Source organism: Bifidobacterium longum subsp. longum JCM 1217 (assembly GCF_000196555.1).
In the GTDB taxonomy this organism is placed as follows: domain Bacteria; phylum Actinomycetota; class Actinomycetes; order Actinomycetales; family Bifidobacteriaceae; genus Bifidobacterium; species Bifidobacterium longum.
On record NC_015067.1, the window covers coordinates 2,378,655 to 2,385,164 of the forward strand.

At 53.3% G+C, this 6,510-nt stretch carries 8 protein-coding genes; all 8 read right to left on the reverse strand.

Annotated features, from left to right (window positions below; translation table 11 throughout):
• Positions 1–290: 290 nt before the first annotated feature.
• Entirely contained in the window at positions 291–1,652 is a 1,362-nt protein-coding gene (locus BLLJ_RS09965) for a ParB/RepB/Spo0J family partition protein (protein ID WP_013583045.1), read from the reverse strand.
• Positions 1,652–2,623, reverse strand: coding sequence for a ParA family protein (locus BLLJ_RS09970; protein ID WP_007051774.1), 972 nt, complete (start codon positions 2,621–2,623; stop codon positions 1,652–1,654). The genes BLLJ_RS09965 and BLLJ_RS09970 overlap by 1 nt, the downstream gene beginning before the upstream one ends.
• Before the next feature lie 250 nt (positions 2,624–2,873).
• Positions 2,874–3,539, reverse strand: a complete 666-nt coding sequence (rsmG, locus tag BLLJ_RS09975) for a 16S rRNA (guanine(527)-N(7))-methyltransferase RsmG (protein ID WP_007056575.1) — start codon at positions 3,537–3,539, stop codon at positions 2,874–2,876.
• Positions 3,540–3,690: 151 nt separating this feature from the next.
• Positions 3,691–4,224, reverse strand: coding sequence for a Jag family protein (locus BLLJ_RS09980; RefSeq protein WP_007051772.1), 534 nt, complete (start codon positions 4,222–4,224; stop codon positions 3,691–3,693).
• 123 nt (positions 4,225–4,347) lie between these two features.
• A complete protein-coding gene (gene yidC / locus BLLJ_RS09985; protein ID WP_007051771.1) occupies positions 4,348–5,355 on the reverse strand; it encodes a membrane protein insertase YidC in 1,008 nt (335 codons plus the stop codon).
• Positions 5,352–5,669: a membrane protein insertion efficiency factor YidD gene (gene yidD, locus BLLJ_RS09990; RefSeq protein ID WP_007051770.1), complete on the reverse strand. Its 318-nt coding sequence runs from the start codon at positions 5,667–5,669 to the stop codon at positions 5,352–5,354. The genes yidC and yidD overlap by 4 nt, the downstream gene beginning before the upstream one ends.
• Positions 5,666–6,025: a ribonuclease P protein component gene (rnpA, locus tag BLLJ_RS09995; RefSeq protein WP_007051769.1), complete on the reverse strand. Its 360-nt coding sequence runs from the start codon at positions 6,023–6,025 to the stop codon at positions 5,666–5,668. Before rnpA ends, yidD begins: the two co-directional genes overlap by 4 nt.
• 32 nt (positions 6,026–6,057) lie before the next feature.
• Positions 6,058–6,192, reverse strand: a complete 135-nt coding sequence (gene rpmH, locus BLLJ_RS10000) for a 50S ribosomal protein L34 (protein ID WP_007051768.1) — start codon at positions 6,190–6,192, stop codon at positions 6,058–6,060.
• Positions 6,193–6,510 lie beyond the last annotated feature (318 nt).

The following is a 6,510-nucleotide window of genomic DNA, read 5'->3' on the forward strand; positions in this document are numbered from 1 at the left end:
GTGGCTTGCTGTTCTGGCTGCTGCCTGTGACATAGGAGCAACGCTAGGTCAGTGTTACAGCATGCCGCCCTTGGATAGTACGTATCGGTCAAAGGCATAGAAAGACCCCTCAGGCGACGGAGAATCACGATGTGTGATTGTCCCTCCAGCCTGAGGGGTTTTCTATTGCGACAGGGGCTACAACGCAGGCATACGCCCCTGCCAGGAATCACGCAGAGGCTATAACGTCTTGCGCATACAACGCACTGCACAGCAATAATGCCGGCGACAACACGAATGTTCTTATCGTGTTACACCCATTTGGAATCGGCATCGCCTTGGCTCGGCACCAGCAGCTGCAGGATGCGATCCATATCCTCTGGTGACGAAAAGACGATTTCGATGCGACCATGCTTGGTGCTGCCCTTAATCGACACCTTGGTATCGAAATGATTTTCCAAACTCTGCTGGATGGCGGAACCAACCCAAGGATTGGTCTTAGACGTCTTAGGCTTCTTCGGCTGCTCCCCCGACGCAATCTTCATGGCGACGATTTCTTCGGTGCTGCGTACAGAAAGACCTTCCGCAATAATACGAGAAGCCAGCTTGTCCATTTCCTCCGGATCGCTCAGGCCCAATAGCGCACGCGCATGACCGGACGATAGCACACCGGCAGCCACTCTCTTTTGCACAGAAGCCGGCAGGTTCAGCAGTCGCAAGGTATTGGCGATTTGCGGGCGAGACTTGGACACCGACTTGGACAGTTGTACTTGTGTCAACCCGAACTCTTCAATCATCTGCTGGTAGGCAGCCGCCTCTTCCAGCGGATTCAAGGCCACACGGTGCAAGTTTTCCAGCAATGCATCGCGGAGCATATCATCATCCGCAGTGGTTTTGACGATGGCGGGAATCGTCTCCAACCCAGCCAACTGAGAAGCACGCCAACGGCGTTCACCCATAATGAGCTCATACGGGCTGTCCAAATGACCGGCAAACGGATTCGTGCTGGATTCCGTCTCGTCGTGCTTGGCGGCTTTGGCCGCAGCAATCTGGCTTGCCGGACGCTTGCGCACGACTATCGGTTGCAGCACACCAACTTCCTTAATGGAAGCAGACAGCTCATTCAACTCATCCTCGTCGAAGATGGTACGAGGCTGATGTGCATTGGGCCCGATATCAGACAGTTTGAGTTCAGCCAGATAACCACCGGCTACCGGCTTGAGCTCGTCCTTCTTATCTGTGTCAGCGGTCTTTGCCGCCGATGCAGTCAAAGATGTTTCACGTGAAACATCTTTGACAGTGACGGATGTACGATGTGCCGTCTGAGACGCAGACGACTTGCCGCCCTGCTGAGGTGCGGCGACCTTACCGGTTTGAGGTTTCTCCGTACCGAAAAACAGGTCGCTAGGATGAGTAATGGTGTCCAATGCGGGCATGGATGCGCGTTTACCGGCGGCTTTCTTGACTGCCTTGCTGGACGATATCGTCTGAGGCACGGCAGGTTTTGATTCCTGCTGGGCAGTAACCTTCTTGGCGGGGGTTATGTCAGCAGTGGCCTCCGGAGTAGACGAATCCTCCGCAATCATTGCGGGCTGCTCCGCCACCGGCTCCTCCCCTGGCAATGTGGGGAACAAAGCGCCAAGGCCCTTACCAAGTCGTGATTTTGATGCCATTACTTGTTCCTCCTCGCATCAATGGTGTCAAGGACTTGTTGCGAACGCTGTGCGATTTCCAAAGCTGCTTCACCATACGATATGGCACCTATGCCACGAGGATCATAGGCAATCACCGATTGGGAGAAACTCGGCGCTTCGGAGATCTTGACTGAACGCGGGATGGTGGTATTCAGCACAATGCTGGGATAGTGTCCCTTAACCTCGTTATATACTTCACGGCTCAATAACGTTCGGCGATCGAACATCGTGACGAGCATGGTGGACACCAGCAGTACGGGATTGAAATGCTCTTGCACCAAACCAATCGTGTTAATCAGCTGGCCAAGACCCTCCAATGCGTAATACTCAGCCTGGATAGGAATCAGCATCTCGGTCACTGCACACATGGCGTTGATGACCAAGAGGCCCAAGCTGGGCGGGCAATCAATGAACACGTAATCATAGTGTTTATCTGATTGACGCAGGTAGAGGTCCAAGGCCTCCTTCAACAATGTGTTTCGGTTGGGCAGATCAGCCACTTCCAACTCGGCACCGCTGAGATCGATTGATGCAGGCACAACATCAAGTGTGGGAAAATCAGGACAGACCGTGATAACATCACCCAGATCGGAACGCCCCTCGATAACGTCATAGACCGAGGGCTCTCCCGATGCATGAGATACACCCAACGCCGTAGAGGCATTGCCCTGCGGGTCCATATCGATGACCAACACCTGCGCGCCCTTGTTCGCCAGCGCCGCAGCGGTGTTTACCGTGGATGTGGTTTTACCCACTCCCCCCTTCTGGTTGGCCACGGCAATACGACGGGTACGTTGAGGTTTGGGGAAATCGGTTTTCTTGAGTACATCGTAGCGTGAGCTTTCATCAGCCATCTGGCTGCCAAGCACTGAACCGTGACCATCGAATATTCGCTGAAGCGTTTCGGAAGCCGATTCTATAGGTTCCGACTGATGATCCTTGGTGGACATCGCTCCTCCTTGCACAGACGTAAGTTCCAGTGTTCTCATTCGTATGGACATGATGCTCGTTATCCACAATTGCGATATACAATGTGGATAAGTGTGGATAAGTGTGAATGACGTTGAGTGTTAGATTATGTATTCGCAGACGAAAAACATTGAAAAATCAGTGTTTTCATCATTCTGCACATCGTCCCGTAAAAATGTGGATAACTTTTACGCACATATGGAAATGTGGATAACTCAATCAGTACTCCACTCATCGCTTATCCACAATCACCACGTGGGTAGGCTCAAGATCCGGTCCGACAGCCGCCTCAACGACGCGTGGACGACGACCACCGAATTTTGCAATCTCCTTGCCAGCCTTGTCGATTTCAGCCTGAGCAGACCGTCCCTTCAGTGCGATCAACTGTCCTGACGGTTTCAGCAACGGCAACGTCCAGCCAGAGAGTTTGGTCATAGGAGCAACCGCACGACACGTGACAACAGCGAACGGATGAATTTCCCGCTTCCGTACCTGCTGGATGACGGCATCGGAGCGTCCACGAATAATCTCAACGTTCTGCAGTTGCATCAGGCCAACACATTCATGCAACCATTCGATTCGCCGCTCCATCGGTTCAATCAGCGTGAAGTCATGATCCGGCAAACACGCGGCAGCCACCAATCCAGGAAAACCACCACCACTGCCGACGTCGGCAACTGTTTTGAAGCGAATACCATTCGTCGCATTCCGAACGTACGGCACAATCGCAGCGGAATTCAGAATATGCCGTTCCCAAATGATATCGACGTCACGGGGGCCGATCAATCCACGAGGTTCACCCTCTTCGGCAATCTTGGCATGGAAACGCTCCAACTTCGGCAACGCATCACCCAAGACCTCAGCAAGTACAGGTGACCCCTGCAGCTGATCCGTCATAGCCATCTCCCTCACCATGTTTCACGTGAAACAATCAACATGGAGAATGGCGCCGCTCATTACGACGCCATTCTCCATGCGGTCACTTTAGTTTGTTCAAAGACGACATCCGTCGAACGTCCCTGTCATCTCAAAAAAACTCGCCGAGCAATTACTCCTGATCAAGCTCGTCGTCTTCGGCGGTATCCTCGACTCTATTCTTGAGATACACCGTCACGTAACGATGAGGCTCCTCACCGTGCGAGCGAGACTTCAGCCCCTCTTCCCGAACCACATCGTGAACGACTTTACGTTCGAAGGAATTCATCGGCTTCAAGTCATACGGCTCGCCGGAATCCTTCACTGCGTCAATGGCATCCAAGGCGATATCACGGAGGTGCTGACGCTTGCGCTTCAGGAAACCGTCGACATCCACAATCAGATGAGAACGCTCGCCGGTCTTCTGCTGTACAGCCAGACGAGTCAATTGCTGCAGAGCATCAACGACTTCACCATTACGGCCAATAAGATGTTTGATGTCAGTATCGTCATCAGCAACGATTTGCACGGTGGGGCGGTCATTACGCACGCCCATCTCAATGTCGCCCTCATAGTCGGCGATATCCAGTAGGCCTTCAAGGTAATCCGCGGCGATGTCAGCCTCTTCGTTGAGCTGGTCGATCGACTTCACGTCATCCTGTGCCATACGCTACTCCTTCATGTCGTGTTTGAATTCCAAGTCTAAGCCCTGCTCCCCCGAACAGAGAAAGTAATGTCGGTGCGTGTTGAATGTTTCACGTGAAACATCGAACTCGCACCGACATAGTCGTCACTTCTTTTTGCGCTTACGCACGGGCTGTTGACGCTGATAGCCCTGAGTGGCCTTACGCTCGGCCTCTTCCTTGGCCTTGGCCAATGCTTCTTCTTCCAGAGAGGGCAGGCCGGCCTTTGCGCGGCGAGCATTCTCATTACGATGATCGCGCTTCTCCTTGTCCGCCGCAGCCGGAGAGCCAGGGGTCGGGAATGCGTACACCTGCCACAATGTGCGGCAGAGGTTGCACACGTTGTTGGTCAGCCAGTAGACCAGCACGGCGAACGGCATGGCGACACCGGAGAAGATGTACATCACCGGGAAGAGCCACAGCATAGCCTTCTGCATGGTCTCGGTCTGCTTGTTCATCGAAGCAGCTGCCATGTTGCGCTTCATGCTGAAGTACTGCATAAACCACAGGCAGAAACACATCAGGAACACGAAGATACCGATGACCGCCTTGCCACTAGCGGCAGCACTGGTGAAGTTATCGGTCACGCTGACAATGCCGAACACATCGGTTTGGGTGAATTGCTTGGCGGTTGCTACGTCGAACGCGCCCAACGCATCGCGTTTACCGTTGGCAATGTATGGAATGGCCGACAGCGTATAGAACATGGACATGAACACCGGGCCCTGAATGAGCATAGGCAAGCAGGAGCCAGCCGGATTGACGTCATTGTCTTGATACAGTTTCATGGTTTCACGGCTCATGGCCTCCCTGGAAGCCTGATCCGTCTTGCCTTTGTACTTGTTCTGAATACGCTGCATCTTCGGCGCCAATGCCTGCATCTTGCGCATCGACTTCATCTGCTTGTAGAACAGCGGGAAGATACAAGCCTGCACCACCAGCACCAGGATGATAATGGCAAGCACCCATGAGACACCAATCGGGCTCACGCCCAGCATCACGAAGAAGTCATGCACGATCTTCATGATCCAGGTCTGCAACCACTCAACGGGAGTCAGGATTTTATATAGAAATCCCCAAAACCCGCTATCAAGCAGAAATTCATTTGAGTTCATCGTTGGGCCTCTCTTTGGGTTGTGGCCAATGGTGTCAGTCGAGGCTCTTCATGAGCCTTCGACCACGAAAACCTGTAAAAAACGGAATACCGTTGTGGAACATCGTCGATTCCCCCACGACTCCACGGCCGGCAACGCAGTAATCTCAGCACGGCGAGCACTCCCCCTTTGAACGCGCCATACCGTTCCAATGCCTCAATGGCATAATTCGAGCACGTTGGATAATACTTGCAACAAGGCGGTGTGTTTGCCGAGATGTGCTGTTGATACCAGCGCACCCCACCAATCATCACCGCCTTGAAAGAAGCTGTCATGCCTCAGCCACCTTATGCGCCACCGTGGCAAAAGCCTTCGCGATCTGCTGATCTAGCGAAGCGAACGATGCGGTCGCTGCACTGGGCTTGGCGCGCAAAACGATATCGCAATGCGCGGGCAGCAGATCCTCATGGGCTCTGGCCAATACACGAAACCTACGCTTCACCGTATTACGGGTGACCGCATGTCCTACCGATTTGGAGACAGCTAATCCCAAACGGCGATGCACCGTCCGGTCGTCATCATCATGATGGTCGTCGGGCACCAAATAGTGCACGACGATATCCTTGCCACCTGCTTTGCGCCGGCGTTTCAGCACGGTGACGAAATCACGATGGCTTTGAAGCCTCTCCACCTCGACTATGCCTGTGGCACTGATCGGAATGATCAGGCGGAGAGGGTCTTGCGGCCCTTGGCACGGCGACGGTTGATCACCGCACGGCCAGAACGGGTGCGCATGCGCAGGCGGAAGCCGTGCTTCATGTGGCGACGACGGTTGTTCGGCTGGAACGTCCTCTTCATAATCCATTGCTCCTAGGTCTATTCGGCAACGCTTCGCGCTGCCCTCACGTGAGTCAAGCTATACCAAAGTACTCTCACCCCTACCCTCAAGTCAAAACGGACGGAGTATTTTCACATTTCGACACGTTGCGAGACACGCCCCAAATCTCTTATAATCGGCGGAATACCAACCATTCACGGCCAAAAGTTATCCACAAATTACATGTTTGTTATTCACAATCCAGTTATTTCAACACGCGACACGGTGGATAACTTGTCTAAACCAGAGTAAATATTATCTGTTGTACGTATTTCGCCACAGCGACAGAAGGGGCCACC